The following is a 14502-nucleotide window of genomic DNA, read 5'->3' as shown; positions in this document are numbered from 1 at the left end:
CTGCGGCCGCACCTTCGATGGCGGGATCAGCGGTTCGGCGATCTCCCACAACCCGTCCGGAACAATCCAACTCCACACACCCCGCCCCATACCCAAGGTCAACGACGCCTCACCACATAGGACACGGTCTAAGGAACCGAGCATTACTGTAGGTGGGGTAGCGGATCTTCGAACCGATGTAGAGGGCGCGATCGTCGAGGACGGCCTTGGCGTGGTTCGCGTAGGTGTGGCGGCCACCCTCGGGGGCGCCGGACGGAGGGCGGCGACTTGCAGGCTGCACCCCGGGCAACGAACTCGTGTAATCGAACATCTACGGCCTCAACAAGGAAGTCGCCGAGCCGCTCAGGAAGCGCGTCTCATATCTCAACGTAACAGCGCGAACACGGATGAGCAGACGATGGGAGGGGGTGCTCAGGACGATGCGACCTTGACACCGTCGCTCAGCTTCTACGCGATGGTCGAAGAGCCGGACGTCGACGATGGGCTTCATCGCGTGCAGAACGCCGACGCCAGTGAGGTCCTGTTGCCGGATCTCCACGTGCTGCTGGGCGCTCTCCACCAGCTTGAAGAGTACTGCCCGGGCCCGGTTGAGGATGGCATGGTCGTGGTTGCCGTTTACTGAGGTTTTCAGGGTGGGGTCGGTGGGTTGATGGCCAAACCCGTGGCGGTGAGGCAGCCGTCGATGAGGTGGGGTCGGAGCTGGATCCTGCGTAACTCGCGGCGGAGGGTACGGTCGAGGTCATCGGGGGTGTCGAAGGCGGTGTTGGCCATCGCTCTGCGCACGAGGGACCAGGCGGCCTCGACGGGGTTCAAGTCGGGCGCATAGGGCGGGAGCCGGACGGTGGTGAGCCAGTCGTGCTCGGCCTCGTACCGTTTCAGCCCGGCGGCCAGGTGGGTGTTCAGGTTGTCCCATACCACTACGACCGGACCCCCGAGCTGGATATGTGCCCGCACCAGCAGGTCGCGGTAGTCCTGCCAGGAGAAGCTCGTGCGCCCTTGAGCAGGAGGTGGGCCCGGGGCCGGTGGATGAGACGGCTCTTCTCACCGGGTTTGTAGCAGCACAGCGCGTCGACCGAGGTCCGGCGGCGGGACCTACCACGCACCCGGATGACGGGGGTGTGTCCGCGCCGGCCCCAGGTGCGGGCCCGGGGCGGAGTCATCGAGAAGCCGGCTTCGTCCTCGAAGACGATCCAGGCGCCGGACGCCGCCGCGAGGCTTTTAGCCGCGGCCACACCGCCTTCTTCCACAGTTCCACCGCGTGCTCGTCGCGTTCAAGTGCTCTGCGGGCTGGTGCCTGCCAGGACCAGCCGTGCCGGTTCAGCAGCCGCCACACCGTCGCCACCGACAGACCCACCCGAAGATGCCGCCGGATCATTGTCTGGACCCGGGCCAGGGTCCAGCGTTCATCGTCGAAGCCGTGCGCTGACGGGCCTTTGCCGAGTTCTGCCTCAAGCACGGCGAACTGGGTATCGGTGACGGTCGGGGTGTTCGCCGGACCCGCTGAGCGCCAGGCCTCCATGCCGCCCCCGCGCCAGGCACGACGCCAGCGTTCCACCGACCGGACGCTCACCCGCAGATCCTTCGCAATGACCGTAGTCTTCACACCCGCCGCGAACTCTCGCCAGCCTGAAGCCGGATCCCCTCACGAAACGCCCCACGCTCAGCGGTCAGGCCCCCGCCCTCTGGATACCTCACCTCACCGGCATACCGCAGGGATCAAGAACCGTCACTACCCGACGACAACCCGAAAACCTCAGTAGTCCGCCACGAACGGGCTCATACGCTGTGCGTCCCCGAGGTTCTCGACGAAGGCAGCGTATACAGCCAGGCGGGAGTACCTTGATCTGGATGTTGCGGCCGAGGCAACCCACGCCGATGAACGGACCGTCTCCCTAGACGGGCGCCTCGGTACGCGGCACGGAGAAAGCGCAGGTCACTTCATTGGATCCAGCGAACCAAACGCCTCTACCAGCAAAGATGCAGCAAGAACCGAGGCTCTCGAGGTGAATGAGAGGGCTCCAAGACCGGCTTGACGCGGGCCCGCAAGGGCGGTCCGCGCAATCGGGCGGTTAGACCGCGTGGACGGGGCGGTACCGCGGCCACCACATGGCCGCCTTGACGTCCGCCTCAGTCACGACAACACCGTGGGCGACGCCGTCCTCGGCCGATGCGCGGGCCACAGCGAGGGCGACCGCTGCCGAGGTGCTCCGAAGGTCCGCGATCGGCGGCAGGAGCGGGGCTCCCGCGTTCGAGTCATCGGCGCAGCTGGCCACCGCGTAGGCCGCGGTCGCGATCATGTGGTCGGTGATGCGATCGGCCTTGGCCAGGAGCGCTCCCAACGCGAGCCCCGGGAACACCAGGGCGTTGTTGGCCTGGCCGACGGTGTAGATGACTCCTCGGTGAGGGACGGGCGGGAAGGGGCTTCCCGTCGCCACCAGGACGCGCCCGTCCGTCCAGGAGATCAGATCCCCTGGGGTGGCCTCGCTGAGCGCGGTCGGGTTGGACATGGGGAGGATCACCGGTCGTTCCACGCGCCCGGCGATCTCCTTGACGATCGACTCATCGAAGGCACCGGGCTGGGCGGACGTGCCGACCAGGATGGTGGGGTGGATACGACGGACCACTTCCGCCAGCGGGATGCCGGCCGCGGAGCCCGCCGCGCTCCAGTCGGCGACCTCTTCCGGAGCACGTGCGAAGGGCGCTTGGTCGTCCCGCAGGTCTGCCATGTCCGTCGTCAGCAGCCCCTGGCGGTCCACGCACCAGAACCGGCTGAGCGCCGAGGCCTTGGTGAGGCCCTGGGAGACCATCTCGGCGCACAGCTGTTCGGCAATGCCGACGCCGGCCGTTCCGGCGCCGAAGATGACGATCCGGTGCTCCACGAGAGGCGTGGCGCTCGCCCGCGCCCCCGCCAGCACAGCGGCGAGGTTGACGGCGCCGGTGCCCTGGATATCGTCGTTGAAGGTGAACGTCTTGTCACGGTAACGGGCCAGGATCCGTCGGGCGTTGGGGGCGGCGAAGTCCTCCCAGTGCAGTAGTGCCGAGGGGAAGAGCGCCCGGACCGTGCGGACGTAGCGGTCGATGAAGCCGTCATACTCCGCGCCAGTAGCGCGCTTGTGACGGCATCCCAAGTAGAGCGGGTCCTCAAGCAGTTCGGGCCGGTCGGTGCCCACGTCAAGCATCACCGGCAGGGTTCGTGCCGGATCGATGCCGGCCGCGGCCGTGTAGACGGTGAGCTTGCCAACGGCTATGTCGACCCCGCCGACCCCCCAGTCGCCGATGCCCAGGATCGCCTGGGCATCGGTGGCGACGACCAGGTCGACGCCATCGGGCTGAAGTCCGCAGGCGAGCAGCGAACGCTCGATGTCCTCGGGGTGGTCCACGCTCAGGAAGCAGCCCTGCGGCCTGCGGAACTCACGGCTGTAGAGCTTGATGGCGTCGCCGATCGTCGGGGTGTAGACGATCGGCAGCAGCTCTGTCAGATGGTCGAGGAGCACCCGGTAGAAGAGGGTCTCGTTGCGGTCCTGCAGGGCGGATAGGTAGGTGTGTTTCACCGTGTCTTCGGACAGTTCCTGTAGCTGTGCGAAGGCCCGGCGGGTCTGCTCCTCCAGGGTGAGGATCTGGGGCGGGAGGAGCCCGGTCAGTCCGAGCGCGTCGCGCTCGGCCCGTGTAAAAGCTACCCCCCGGGCGATCCTGGGGTCGCTGAGCACGGCACGCCCTCGCGCGGTCGTCTCCCATGCTTCGGCCGCGCTGTTCCACCAGGTGGTGGAGGTGATGGTGCCGTCTGCGGCGTCCGGGCGGGCAGCCGGTTCGACATCCGTCATGGTGAGCCTCCCCGTCGGGGCCCGCCGCCGGGAAAACTGGTGTGCAGCGGTGGCTGTTCCTCACTTCACATTAACCGGGGCGTGCCCGGCCCGCCGGTTCGGGAAGGGTCAGCTGATCCCCAGGTAGTCCACGGAGCCGTCCCAGGTTGTGTAGTAGGCGCCGCTGACGCCGGCGGCCGCCAGCATGTGCTGGCAACGCCAGCACGGGCGGGCCATCGCGGGGGCGCCAGCCGCGTCGATCCGGGCCACGTAGAGGACGGCTCCCGCGGGGTTGCGCACCCGGCGGACCGCGGCCTCCTCCGCGTGGAAGGTGGCGTTGAGGTGGTCGACGTGGGGCGCGTTGCGACGGATGTTGGTCCGGATAGCGAGGACACGGGGCCCCGAGGCGACGACGGCCCCCATCCGGTGTCGGCACGGCGAGCCGGTGGCGGCCTTCAAGGCGAGTTTGATCAGCGAAGCCATGGGATCCGTTCCGGTGGGGCGGTGGGGCGTATAGCCCTACTATCCGCTGCCGGTGGGGGCTTCTCACCATCCGATCAGGGGGCCGTCGCGGGGGACAGCCCCTCTTCCTCAAGCCGGGGGTTCCAGGCTGGCGACCGACCTCAAGGCCCGCCGCCTCACCGGCGAGAACACCATCTCCTGGCGCGACCCGAAAACGTCCATCAAACGCCCCATCCCGGGATGAAACATCGGACGAAAACGACCTCTCATTGAGCGTTTTCAGTCTGGGCTTGACCCGAGGACTCTCTGGGGGCCTGACCTGCAGAGACGCTGAAGGCGTGTCACCCGTGGGTGGGCTCGTTGAAAGAGCTCAGTGACCGCCAGGCGCACCCCCTAACCAGAACGTAGATGATTGCCGCGAACAGCGTCTCATCAGGCGTATCCGCCGCGCCGCCGCCCTGCGGCCGCACCTTCGACGGCGGGATCAGCGGCTCCGCGATCTCCCATAACCCGTCCGGAACAATCCAACTCCACGCACCCCTCCCCATACCTTCATCACGACGCCTCACCACATAGGACACGGCCTAAAGGTTAATTTAACACTCCTCCAATATTCCCATAACTCCATCCTCAAATAAACCTCAACTTATCTGCTTATTCGTTGCGGATTTGATCTATGTTGTTGTCTAGTCAGGGCGTCCAGCCAGCGGGGGCAGCACCTCCGGCCCCTTGACAACAGGAGAAAACGTGACGCCTAAATCGCGAAGCCGCTCAGGATCAATCACTGCAATCGCAACCTCCCTGGCGTTATTCGGAATAGCTACAGCCGTTTCTCCGGCCATCGCGGCCGACCCTCTCCCGCACAACTGCGCCGTTAGGGCAACGCCTTCCGCGTCCTACACACAGGAAATGAAGTGCTTCACGTTCTTCGATGAAGCGGTTCAGTACGCAAGCGGGAATACCGTCGACGCCTCCGTATGGCGTTGGGATCCTCGTGCAGCCATTTACAGCCCGAACTTCGCCCAGGCAGTCAACGAGGCCCCCGGCGACCGGCGCATCCTGTCTATCGAGTTCGAGCACATGGACTACCGCGGCTACGCCCTCGTGGTCTGGGGAACCGGCGGAAACTGCTATCCCGGCCGTGAGCGCGTGGTGAAAGACCTCGGCCAGACCTCGGACCACTGGTGGACCGACAAGATCAGCTCGTTCTCCCCTTACAACGGCTGCTACTCCGAGCATTTCGACAACACCGACCTGGGCCGCCTCCTCGACGGCCAGAACTACAAGATGGACATGTCCAAGGGCGACAACCGCACCAACGCCCTGTCCTTGCACGGTGGGCTGTCGGCCAAGGAGGCCGACGACGACTGCAACTCCGGAAAGGCCAAGTGCACCTTTACCCCTGATGCGAAGGTCGAGTACGTTCCGACATCTATGAAGGACGAAATGTTCGGCTGGAACTGCTCGGCGCAGCCTCAGCAGATCAGGTTCAATGACAACATCACCAGGACATCCTCGTACTCTTTCGAGGTGGGAATGTCGACCTCCTACGGAGTTGAGGCGGGCGTGGGCGACGTCAAGAGCCACGTCGATTCCACCCTGAGCCTGACGTTCGGTGCCTCGTTCGGCGAGCAGTTGTCAAAGGACTACGACGCGACGCAGGTCATCGAGCCGGGCAATGTCGGCATCATTTCGTCGGCGGTCTCCACGAAGAAGATCTCGGGTATCTGGTCCGTGACCTACCCGAAGCGGAAGTGGTACCACACCGACTGGAAGCCGTCCATGACGGCGCATCGGCTGGACTCGGACAAGCCGATGCACATCGTCTACAACCAGCACGCCATGAGCGCCTCCGAGAAGGCGTCCTTCTGCGGCCGTAGCAACACCGGCGTTTCCTGACCATTCGACCGTCGCCGGCGGTTGAGCGCGGCGTCCCCGCAGTGCAGGCGCGGGGACGCCGGCTACCGGCCGCGGACGGTGACCGTTTCGTCGTTCTGGATCTGCTGGACGAGTTGCCGGACCTTCGCCTTGTCCCAGAGAAGGTTTCCGTGCCGCTCCCCCGAGAGAGGTATGTTCATCGAGACTCCGGTACCGCCGCTGACATCCTTCATCGCGAGGAACATGCGACCCAGGTCCCGCAGGGTCATGTCCTTGTCCACGATCACGGTGTCCAGGCTCGCGCTCAGCAGGGGGTAGAGGGCGAACGGATTGAGGAGCGTGGAGGGGGTTGCCGACTGAGAGGCGAGCGCCGCCAGGAACTTCTGCTGGTTCTTGGTCCGCTGGAGGTCCGACTCGGCGAAGGCGTACCGGGTCCTGACGAAGGCCAGGGCCTGCTCACCGTTGAGTGTCTGCCGACCGGCCTGGAAGTCGGCTCCCGCCTTCTTGTCCTTGAACGCCGTCTCTATGTCGAGGTCCACCCCGCCCACGGCATCCACGATGTTCGCGAACCCCGCGAAGCCGATCTCCACGTAGTGGTCGATGCGCAGCCCGGTGTTGTACTCCACTACCCGCACCAGCAGCTCCGCGCCGTCCATCGCGTACGCCGTGTTCAACTTGACCCGCTGCCCCTTGCCCGGATAGGTCCGGCCCGACTCGGAGCCGACGAAGGAGGGGATCTCCACCTCCGAGTCGCGCGGCAGCGAAACCATGGTGGTCCCAGTGGAGCACTTCGCGAGGATCAGCGTCGAGTCGGACCGCTTGCCCTCGGCCGAACCGGTGTGGAGCCTCTTCTTGTCCTTGGCGGACATTCCCTCCCTACTGTCGGAACCCACGATCAGATATGTGGTGCAGGGCCCCGCCGCCGGCCGCTCGATTACCTTGGACAGGTCCACTTCCCGGCGGACCTTGGAGTCGGCCCAGCAGTAGGTACCGACGAACGTCGAGATGAATGCGGAGAGCAGGATGATCGCGCCGATCTTGAGGCGCCTGCCCAGGCGCGGTCCCTGCGGTCCGCGAGCGGGCTCCCATCCGGGGAGGCCCAGCGGGAACTGCGGCCCGGCCAGACCCACCCGGTGGGCGGGCAGGCCGTAGACATGCCCCTTGTTGTAGCCGTCTCCGTGGCCAGCATATGCGTCATGGTTCGGGATCCACCGGGCCGACGGGTCCGGTGCGCCGGGCTGCCGGGGGACCGGCGGGATGGTGGGACGCGGCCCGTAGCCCGCCTGCCACCCGGTACTAGCCTCCCCGGGCGGCGATCCGTGCGGGGAGGCGTGGTCCCGGTGGCCGCGGCCATCGCTCCATCCAGCAGGCCATTCGTTCATGGGCCAAGGATGGGATCTGCCTGGTTAACGGTACGACCATGAGCACCTATCGGTCAGTTGTCGTGGTGCGGCGCCCCGGCGGTCCTTCTCAATGGTTGCGGGATCCGGCGCGACGGCGTACGGCGAAGGCGATCCCGGTGGCGGCCGTCAGTACCAGGGCTCCACCGGCTCCGATCTCCTTCGCGTCCATCGCGGCGATGCTTCCGCCGATTCCTCCACGAACGCCCATGGGAACTGTCGGAACGGTCGGAGCGATGGCGGCGGCGGAACTCTCGACGGCCGGAGTGTCCGGGCGCGGATATCGCGGTTCGGCTACGGGGGGTGGGACCGGTGCGACCGGGCGAGGCTGCACTGCCGGCGCCGTACCGACATCCCGGGGCGACGGCGTGACGGGGGGCAGGGCCGGCGGAAGCACGTCTTTGCCGACGGTCGGCGGTTCGACGGCAGAGGAGGTGCGCGGGGCTACCGGAATGGAAGGGGCAGGTGAGCGTGGCTGCTCGGCGGGCGTGCGGCGCGGAGCAGTCGACACGGCCGACGGAGTGCCGATGGCGCGGGGCGGCGGCGAACTGCTGGAACGTGTGGGGGTGGGGCGGGACCGTGCAGGGGCGGGGCTGATGGAACGTATGGGGGACGCGCTGGTGGGCCGCGGGGTAGGTGAACCGGCGGTGGCGTCGACGATGAGATCAGCCGAGACCTCCTCCTCGCCGCAGGTGAAGGTCACCGAGTGGGGGCCACTGGCCGCACTCGCGGCGATGGTGATCCGGGTGGGAACACCACGGGGGATGCTCACCGCGCTGAAAATCTCCGAATCCAAGGAGGCCGCGCTGGCGAAGGGCTCAGTGCAGCCGGATACTGCGAGCTCGACGAATCCGCCGGGTGCCACCCTCGAAGGGGATATCGAGAACGTGAATGAGGCGACGCGTGGCACAGCGGGTGGCCCTTCACCGGATGCTGGCGTCCCAGGCCCGGAACAGGCGCTGGTGAACAGAGCTGCGGCGGTCGCGGTCAGGCCAGCGGCGGCATAGGTGCGGATCGCACGCATGGTTGGTCCTCCGGATCTCCGAGGAGCAGCCGCGGAACCGTTTCCGCCCGTGGGTCGTGCGCCTCGATGACCGTCACGCTAGAGCGGTGCGGTCCGGACCGCGATCAGGGGCGGGCGAATGGGGCATTCCCTTCGTCCGAATCAGCGGCGCGAGCCCGCCGGGCGGTTTATCGGCCACGCGGGCAGAGGTCCGCGGCGGCGCGCCGGCCGTGTGCGGCCGTGCCCCTGAACCTGCGCGTGCAGGCATGATTTCGGCCGGTGGCTCCTCATACGGTTGCCGTATGGCCAGCTCCCCGAATTCCCAGCCCGGCAGCCGACGCCACGAGCGCCAACGGCTGCGCCGGCGGCGGGGACGACGCTGGGCGGGAGGGGTCACGTTCGCGTTTGTCCTGGGTTTTCTGGCCGTGCTGGTTACCTCCGACAGTCACCACGGCCGCTGCACCGTGACTGATACCGCCACAGGAGACACGACCTCCCTGACCACCCAGCAGACGGCGCATGCCGCGACCATCGCAGCGGTCGGTACCTCCAGGGAGCTCTCCCACCGAGCGGTCACCATCGCTCTGGCGACGGCCTTCCAGGAATCGAGCATGCGTAATCTCTCCTACGGAGACCGGGATTCGCTCGGCCTGTTCCAGCAGCGTCCCTCCTATGGATGGGGTACCCCCGAGCAGGTCATGGACCCAATCCACGCCAGCAGCCGTTTCTACCGGGAACTGACGAAGGTCGGCCGGTACGAGGAGCTGCCTCTGACGGTGGCCGCGCAGCGGGTGCAGCGGAGCGCCTACCCCGATGCGTACGCCAAGCACGAGTCCCGGGCCCACCTGCTCGCCTCGGCCTTGACCGGGCAGAACGGGGTTGCCCTGCGCTGTTCGGTACCGACGGCGGAGCGGCATGGGAATACCGGAACTGTACGGCAGGAGTTGATCCGCGCCTTCGGCGCTGACGTCGTTCCCGGCGCAGGATCTGCCGGTGTGACGGGCACTGGCCGACACCCGGACTCGGGCATCGCCGTGCCGGTGGCCGGCGGGCCCGCCAGCGGTGACCGGGCCCGGGCGGTCGCCCGCTGGGCGGTGGCACACGCGGATTCGCTCGGGATCCAGCGTGTAGCCTTCGACGGCTGGGTCTGGGAGGCCGGAGCACGCCAAGGCGGTTGGGGAAGGGACACCTCTGCGCCCTCCGGCACGGTCCTGATGTCGACGGCCCGCGCATGAGATGCGGTAAGTCAGGGGGGTGCACATCGACCGAGCGGGCTCGAACCCGAGCCCGCTATATGAAGACTCCCAAATGTGCGGGCATGGGTCACCCACTGACCCGGGTATTCTCCACCTGCACGAGATATTCGGCTTGCGCAGCCTTATAATCTTGCCATGGCCCAGAAAATCGTAACTATCTACACCGATGACATGACTGGTGAAGAGTCCCAGGATGTCTCCACCCACAACCTCGTGCTCGACGGCATCGCCTACGAGGTCGACCTTGCTCCGGACAGCTACGACAAGCTGCTCGAAGCGATGGCTCCGTTCCTGAACGCAGGGCGTCGTTCGGGCCGGGAGCGCGGAAAGCCTTCGAAGCGTCACACCGCTGATTCCGATGCGTCCGTGATTCGGGCATGGGCCAAGGCGAAGGGCTTTGAGGTGAACGGTCGTGGGCGGGTGTCGAAAGAGGTCCGCGAGGCATACGCAGCCGCTCACTGAGATCGGTCCTCTCGGGTCTCCGCGGGTGCGGGACGGCGGAAGACCGCGCCCCGGCGCGGTCTTCTGTGGTCTGACCTGCGGTGATGGGGGACGGGCGGCGGTTTACCTCCCCCATCTCGTGGTGACGTGACTCATCCGTTCCCGCCCCCCTATCGGGGGGCGAATCCTCTTCCAGGCCCACGCAGGCTATGAGGGTGTTGAGACGCCGGCAGTCAGGATCAACCGACGGAATCAGCCCCCATATCCCCTATCGAAGGCCTAGTCATGCAGCGCATTTCCGACGTCCGCTCGACCGTCGCCCGCCGAGTCGTGGCCGGTTTGCTCATCGGAGGAGGCGTGGCAGCCGCGGTTTTCACCACCCATCCCGCTCAGGCCGCCAGTCTGCCCCAGAGCCTGCCGCGAACCGCAATCACCTCTACTTCCAGCCTCCCCACGTCCCACGGCCAGCTGGACGTCTGGATCAACGACGCCCTCAAGGTCATGAAGGACAAGGGCATCCCCGGCTCCTATGCGGGCATCAAGAACAACATCCTGCGCGAATCCTCGGGTAATCCGGGTGCCGTGAACAACTGGGACTCGAACGCTGCCAAGGGCACGGCTTCCAAGGGCCTCCTCCAGATCATCGACCCGACGTTCAAGACCTACCACGTGTCGGGTACCTCCTCGGACCCCTTCAACCCGGTAGCCAACATCGTCGCCGCCAGCAATTACGCGGCCCACCGTTATGGCTCCATCGACAACGTCCACAGCTCCTACTGAGCGTTTTCAGTCTGGACTTGACCCGAGGACTCTCTGGGGCCTGATCTGCAGAGACGCCGAAGGCATGTCACCCGATCGGTGGGCGCGTTGAAAGAGCTCATTGAGCTTCTTCAGCGTTGCTTCTCCAGGGTGAGGACGGCCTTGGTCATTGACGTGAGAGTGTTGGGGCTGACGCGGGCTCTGTGGAAGATCCGCCAGGCCGCAGGCGAAGGCTCGGACCCCTGAGTGGAACTGGGTGAGCAGGCCGCATATCAGGTTGGAGGTGCGGGTGGCCTCGGCCGCGAGGTCCTGGTCGAACCCAACGAGGACGGTGAGCTCGGCGGTGGTGTCGTCGGTCACCTCCAGGGAGCGCAGGGTGTGCGGCACCGTCCGTGCGGCGTCCGCGATCACCGCAGTGTCCTTGGCGTCGGTCTTCGCCTCGCCGGGGTAGAGGTCGGCGATCCGTCGCATCGCCAGTCCAGGCAGGTAGGCGACCTGGCAGCCGGCATCGCGGGCGACAGTCAGCGGCAGGGCGCCGATGGAGGCGGGCTGGTCCACGACCACCAGAACGGTGCCGAACTTCGCGGCCAGTTTCTCCAAGACGGCCCGCAGCTTCGGCTCGCTGTCGGGCAGCGGCTTGTCGAAGACCTTCTTCCCGGCCGGGGTCAGCCCGTGTCCATGGTGCGTGCTCTTGCCCACGCCCAGGCCGAGGAACACGCCCACGCTGCCGGTGTCGATCAGCATGCCCCCACTCACTCGATATCGATGCTGGCCTGGGCGTCGGGGCCGTCCTCGCGCATCCACGTTATGCAGACCTGCCGCCCGGACACGGCCGGGCATTGCGCCCGGCCAGGCGGTGGTCGGACCTCTCAGCAGCGTCTCCGACGGCGCCCCTCTGGCCCGGCGACACCACCCCCAGGTCATCCGTTCGACAGGGGGCAACAGTCATATCTGGCCCGGAGGCCAGCGGCCCTCTTGCAGAACCGCGAAGAACATATCGGGGGGATCTGCCACCCCCCGCCCAAGCCCCCCAATCGGCTGACGGGCAGGACTCGTCACAGGCGTAGAACGGGAGTACGTCACCAGAAAGAGAGCAGGACGATGACACCGAGCCTGAGCATCCACGGCAGCAACCCCTACGCCCGCATCACGGGAGGGAGCAAGCCGGCACCGGCCCCGACCCGACCCGCCGGCCACCGGAAGGTCGTGGACTCGGCTTTCGACTGGATCATCGACTCGTACATCGTCCGCGAGCAGCCCGCTGGACGGCCAGGACTTTACTGACCTCGGCTCGCCAGGGTGATTCTTCGCGGAGTGTCTGACGGGGCTGGGAGAAGGTGCGGGGGCAGGCAGCCGACTTGTTCGGGCGGAGGATCAAGCCGCTTGAGGTCGCCAGACAGCTGAGGGTGAGCCCACTCGTGTATCTGCGCAAGCACGACACCTTCGCCCAGATCGCGGCCGGGTTCAGGATCAGCGAGAGCACGGCCCACACCTATGTACACAGCGTGATCACACACCTGGCTGCCCGCGTTCCCTCACTCACCCGCGCACCGCGGCAGGCACGTCCCGAGTACGTGCTCGTGGACGGCACGCTCGCCAAGTGCGACCGCGCCGGCAACGGCCAGGACGACTACTCCGGCAAGCACCGCAAGCACGGCGTGAACATCCAGGCGGTGACAGGTCCGGTAGGCGAACTCCTCTGGTATTCGTCCGCCCTGCCCGGACGGACCGCGGACATCACCGCCGTCCGCACCCACAACATCATCAACCCTGTGAGCGGCTGAAGATCCGCGCCCTTGCGGACAGGGCCTACCAAGGCGCCGACGGAACCTTCGCCACACCCGTCAAAAGGCGCCGGGACCGTGAGCTCACTGTCAAGGAGAAGTCCGTCAACCGGGCAGTCCGTCAACCGGGCACACGCCCGACTCCGATCACCCGTGGAACGAGCCTTCGCCCGCCTCAAGGCCTGGCGGATCTTCCGCAGAGCCCGCGTCAGCCCCAACACGCTCACGTCAATGACCAAGGCCTTCCTCACCCTGGAGAAGCAACGCTGAAGAAGCTCACTGATGTTCCGGAGGGTCGGCGTCGGCAGTGGCGTGCTGATCCTGCGTTGCGGTCGGCGATGCGTTCGCCGGGGCGGCCTGATCCGTCCCGAGCGCGAGGAGATCGCGATCCTCGGGGCGATGAACAAGGGCGTGCGTGAGATCGCCCGTGTCCTGGGTCGTGACCGCGGGACCATCTCTCGCGAACTGCGTCGCAACGCCGCCACACGCGCCGGCAAGCAGGAGTACCGCGCGACGGTCGCCCAGTGGGAGGCTCTGCAGGCGGCCAAGCGCCCGAAGAGTCCAGTGGCTCACCTACTACAACGCGCAGGCTTCACAGCAGCCTCGGCTACCTGTCACCCGTCGAGTTCGAACAGCAGCACCAGCGAGAACGTAGACGCGCTCTCGCAGCATGAACCGCGTGTCCACACCCCGGGGGCCGCCTCACTGGCCGAAGACCCCTCTCTTCCTGCCAGCGGGCGAAGTGGGCGTAGACGGTGTTCCAGCGCGGGTAGTCGTGCGACAGGTACCGCCAGGGGATGCTCGTCCGGTTCACGTACAGGACGGCGTCGAGCAGACTTCGAAGGTCGTGGTCGGGCGGCCGGCCGATGTCCAGGACGCGGCCTCGGCACGCGGACCGCCAGGCAGTCAGCACCGGCTCGACCAGCTCCCACCGGGCATCGGAGAGGTGCCTCGGATAGCGGCGGCGTTCAGGCATGGTTCCGAGCTACCCAGCCGGCCCAGGCGTGCGGACCGGCACTCGAAGCAGACGGCGCGAAACCCTGCCGCCGACCGTGGCCCCGAGCCCAACAGCCGCACTGGTACAGACCATTACAGGCAATCTGGCCAGCAGAAATGCTCCTGCTGTCATCCGCTTTCCGCCCGTAACAGGCCGAAAGGACCTCCGGATCGGCTCTGCTGAGGGAGGTGGCAGAGGCGGGGGTCATAAGTCCCTGCGGGACGGGACTAAAGACCCAGGCCGTCACGCCTGATGCCTCGTAACCTTCCTTCATGTCAGGCACGCAGCGTTCACACTCTGCTTGGCGTCGGCCTCCAGGGTCCGCGTGCGCCCCGCCCCGCGAGCGCGGTCCTGGAGGCCGGAATTTCTTAGATCATGCCGGATAGGCGCGATGCCTGACATACACGCCACGACGGGCGGTAACGGCACACGGACGCCGCGGGGTTGTGTGGGCGACAGTCTGGGATTAAAGCGTTCTTAGGTGCCCGGAATTTATGATCGTTTCGCCGGCAGGACGCTTCCGTCCTGACCGTGTGCTCTTTGTCCGAGGCACGGGACACCGTGCCCTCTACACCGTCTGAGCATTCAACGAGTTGTGGAGGCCGATGGCTGTCCATTCAATTTGGAGGCAGAACCATATGTGCGGAATCGTCGGATACATCGGCAAGCGTGACGTCGCGCCGCTGCTGCTGGAAGGGCTGCAGCGACTGGAGTACCGGGGT

Annotated in this window: 10 protein-coding genes and 8 pseudogenes; 10 read left to right on the top strand and 8 right to left on the bottom strand. The window is 66.5% G+C overall.

The annotated features are described in order from the left end of the window. Window positions 1-90 (bottom strand): annotated as a pseudogene (locus ACZ50K_RS36965) (IS5/IS1182 family transposase); the annotation flags it as partial. A gap of 337 nt (window positions 91-427) precedes the next feature. Here ACZ50K_RS36965 and ACZ50K_RS36960 point away from each other — a divergent pair. Then, window positions 428-622, top strand: coding sequence for a hypothetical protein (locus ACZ50K_RS36960; RefSeq protein WP_468911721.1), 195 nt, complete (start codon window positions 428-430; stop codon window positions 620-622). A gap of 5 nt (window positions 623-627) precedes the next feature. Here ACZ50K_RS36960 and ACZ50K_RS36955 read toward each other — a convergent pair. The 3 genes and pseudogenes from ACZ50K_RS36955 to ACZ50K_RS36945 all read right to left on the bottom strand — a co-directional run bounded on the left by ACZ50K_RS36955 (window position 628) and on the right by ACZ50K_RS36945 (window position 4283). Continuing rightward, window positions 628-1695, bottom strand: a pseudogene (locus tag ACZ50K_RS36955) (IS630 family transposase). Window positions 1696-2069: 374 nt separating this feature from the next. Then, complete coding sequence (locus ACZ50K_RS36950; protein ID WP_468911718.1) at window positions 2070-3821, bottom strand: NAD-dependent malic enzyme; 1752 nt, start codon at window positions 3819-3821, stop codon at window positions 2070-2072. A gap of 108 nt (window positions 3822-3929) precedes the next feature. After that, on the bottom strand, window positions 3930-4283 hold the full coding sequence (locus tag ACZ50K_RS36945) for a hypothetical protein (protein WP_468911716.1): 354 nt from the start codon (window positions 4281-4283) through the stop codon (window positions 3930-3932). Between the two features lie 133 nt (window positions 4284-4416). Here ACZ50K_RS36945 and ACZ50K_RS36940 point away from each other — a divergent pair. Then, window positions 4417-4506, top strand: a pseudogene (locus ACZ50K_RS36940) (IS5 family transposase); the annotation flags it as partial. A gap of 127 nt (window positions 4507-4633) precedes the next feature. Here ACZ50K_RS36940 and ACZ50K_RS36935 read toward each other — a convergent pair. After that, window positions 4634-4810: pseudogene (locus ACZ50K_RS36935) on the bottom strand (transposase); the annotation flags it as partial. 361 nt (window positions 4811-5171) lie between these two features. Between ACZ50K_RS36935 and ACZ50K_RS36930 the strand changes: the two are divergent. Continuing rightward, window positions 5172-6161, top strand: coding sequence for a hypothetical protein (locus tag ACZ50K_RS36930; protein ID WP_468911713.1), 990 nt, complete (start codon window positions 5172-5174; stop codon window positions 6159-6161). A gap of 62 nt (window positions 6162-6223) precedes the next feature. Here the strand turns inward: ACZ50K_RS36930 and ACZ50K_RS36925 are convergent, their stop codons facing one another. Further along, entirely contained in the window at window positions 6224-7522 is a 1299-nt protein-coding gene (locus ACZ50K_RS36925) for an LCP family protein (RefSeq protein WP_468911710.1), read from the bottom strand. Between the two features lie 614 nt (window positions 7523-8136). Between ACZ50K_RS36925 and ACZ50K_RS36920 the strand changes: the two genes are divergently transcribed. From ACZ50K_RS36920 to ACZ50K_RS36905, 4 genes are all read left to right on the top strand, one after another. Further along, a complete protein-coding gene (locus tag ACZ50K_RS36920) occupies window positions 8137-8547 on the top strand; it encodes a hypothetical protein (protein WP_468911707.1) in 411 nt (136 codons plus the stop codon). A 298-nt stretch (window positions 8548-8845) separates the two neighbouring features. Continuing rightward, window positions 8846-9778 carry a hypothetical protein gene (locus ACZ50K_RS36915; protein WP_468911704.1) on the top strand — a complete coding sequence of 311 codons (933 nt, stop codon included), beginning with the start codon at window positions 8846-8848 and terminating at the stop codon, window positions 9776-9778. 156 nt (window positions 9779-9934) lie between these two features. Beyond that, window positions 9935-10261, top strand: coding sequence for a histone-like nucleoid-structuring protein Lsr2 (locus tag ACZ50K_RS36910; RefSeq protein WP_468911701.1), 327 nt, complete (start codon window positions 9935-9937; stop codon window positions 10259-10261). Window positions 10262-10525: 264 nt separating this feature from the next. Continuing rightward, window positions 10526-11020, top strand: a complete 495-nt coding sequence (locus ACZ50K_RS36905) for a transglycosylase SLT domain-containing protein (protein ID WP_468911699.1) — start codon at window positions 10526-10528, stop codon at window positions 11018-11020. Window positions 11021-11245: 225 nt separating this feature from the next. Here ACZ50K_RS36905 and ACZ50K_RS36900 read toward each other — a convergent pair. Beyond that, window positions 11246-11743 (bottom strand): annotated as a pseudogene (locus tag ACZ50K_RS36900) (IS110 family transposase); the annotation flags it as partial. A 357-nt stretch (window positions 11744-12100) separates the two neighbouring features. Here ACZ50K_RS36900 and ACZ50K_RS36895 point away from each other — a divergent pair. The 3 genes and pseudogenes from ACZ50K_RS36895 to ACZ50K_RS36885 form a co-directional block, all read left to right on the top strand. Next, a complete protein-coding gene (locus tag ACZ50K_RS36895) occupies window positions 12101-12283 on the top strand; it encodes a hypothetical protein (protein WP_468911697.1) in 183 nt (60 codons plus the stop codon). 53 nt (window positions 12284-12336) lie between these two features. After that, window positions 12337-13053 (top strand): annotated as a pseudogene (locus tag ACZ50K_RS36890) (transposase family protein). 56 nt (window positions 13054-13109) lie between these two features. Continuing rightward, a pseudogene (locus ACZ50K_RS36885) lies at window positions 13110-13341 on the top strand (helix-turn-helix domain-containing protein); the annotation flags it as partial. 163 nt (window positions 13342-13504) lie between these two features. Here the strand turns inward: ACZ50K_RS36885 and ACZ50K_RS36880 are convergent. Next, a pseudogene (locus ACZ50K_RS36880) lies at window positions 13505-13759 on the bottom strand (transposase); the annotation flags it as partial. Between the last annotated feature and the right edge of the window lie 743 nt (window positions 13760-14502).

The sequence above is a fragment of the Streptomyces sp. NPDC033845 genome (genome assembly GCF_055576225.1).
The sequence above is the reverse complement of the archived record's forward strand: the minus strand, read 5'-3'. Positions and strand labels throughout refer to the sequence as shown.

Excerpts from the sequence above, each read along its gene's own strand:
- ACZ50K_RS36950 (WP_468911718.1), bottom strand. The coding sequence starts at position 3,821 with ATGACGGATGTCGAACCGGCTGCCCGCCCGGACGCCGCAGACGGCACC.
- ACZ50K_RS36945 (WP_468911716.1), bottom strand. The coding sequence starts at position 4,283 with ATGGCTTCGCTGATCAAACTCGCCTTGAAGGCCGCCACCGGCTCGCCG.
- ACZ50K_RS36930 (WP_468911713.1), top strand. The coding sequence starts at position 5,172 with ATGAAGTGCTTCACGTTCTTCGATGAAGCGGTTCAGTACGCAAGCGGG.
- ACZ50K_RS36925 (WP_468911710.1), bottom strand. The coding sequence starts at position 7,522 with ATGAACGAATGGCCTGCTGGATGGAGCGATGGCCGCGGCCACCGGGAC.
- ACZ50K_RS36920 (WP_468911707.1), top strand. The coding sequence starts at position 8,137 with ATGGAACGTATGGGGGACGCGCTGGTGGGCCGCGGGGTAGGTGAACCG.
- ACZ50K_RS36915 (WP_468911704.1), top strand. The coding sequence starts at position 8,846 with ATGGCCAGCTCCCCGAATTCCCAGCCCGGCAGCCGACGCCACGAGCGC.
- ACZ50K_RS36910 (WP_468911701.1), top strand. The coding sequence starts at position 9,935 with ATGGCCCAGAAAATCGTAACTATCTACACCGATGACATGACTGGTGAA.
- ACZ50K_RS36905 (WP_468911699.1), top strand. The coding sequence starts at position 10,526 with ATGCAGCGCATTTCCGACGTCCGCTCGACCGTCGCCCGCCGAGTCGTG.
- ACZ50K_RS36895 (WP_468911697.1), top strand. The coding sequence starts at position 12,101 with ATGACACCGAGCCTGAGCATCCACGGCAGCAACCCCTACGCCCGCATC.